Raw genomic sequence first — 489 nt, 5'->3', positions numbered from 1 at the left:
GGCGCGGGCTTGCGCCTGCAGGTCGGCGAGCCGGGCGAGCATCTGCTCCAGCGTCATGATGGGCTCCTTCGTCGGGATTGGCGCGCCTGACGGCGGGCCTGGTGCCTTGCCCAAGGGCATTTGGGCACGCGCGGCGCCGCCGCGCGGATGTCAGCGGGTCGGAAGTCCGTCGATCTCGGCCTGGCGCATGCGCATGCGCGCCGCGGCGGCGATCGCGTCCGGGCAGTCTCGGGTGGTGAGCACGGCGGGGTAGCGGGCCGCCCGGTCGTCGCTGCGGGCCCGGCAGCCCGGATCGGCGCCGATCGGCACGGCGGAGATCTCCAGCGGCTCCCAGTCGACCACCCGCCACAGCGGCACGTCGCCCTCGGGCCCCTCGACCTTCTCCACCGCGTGGATGCGGTAACCGACCGACACGTTCTGGATGATGCCGTCCCGGATGTTCTGGACGATGTCGGCATGCGACGGCGCCCGCGACAGCCGCACCGTGGC

The 489-nt window shown here is 73.6% G+C and carries 1 protein-coding gene; it reads right to left on the bottom strand.

Going from position 1 to position 489, the window contains the following annotated elements; translation table 11 throughout:
* Nucleotides 1-150: 150 nt before the first annotated feature.
* Nucleotides 151-489: HK97 family phage prohead protease (locus CH341_RS31860; protein ID WP_210208711.1), on the bottom strand; the 339-nt coding region annotated here is incomplete at its 5' end.

The sequence above is a fragment of the Rhodoplanes roseus genome (genome assembly GCF_003258865.1).
GTDB classification, from domain to species: domain Bacteria; phylum Pseudomonadota; class Alphaproteobacteria; order Rhizobiales; family Xanthobacteraceae; genus Rhodoplanes; species Rhodoplanes roseus.
The sequence above is the reverse complement of the archived record's forward strand: the minus strand, read 5'-3'. Positions and strand labels throughout refer to the sequence as shown.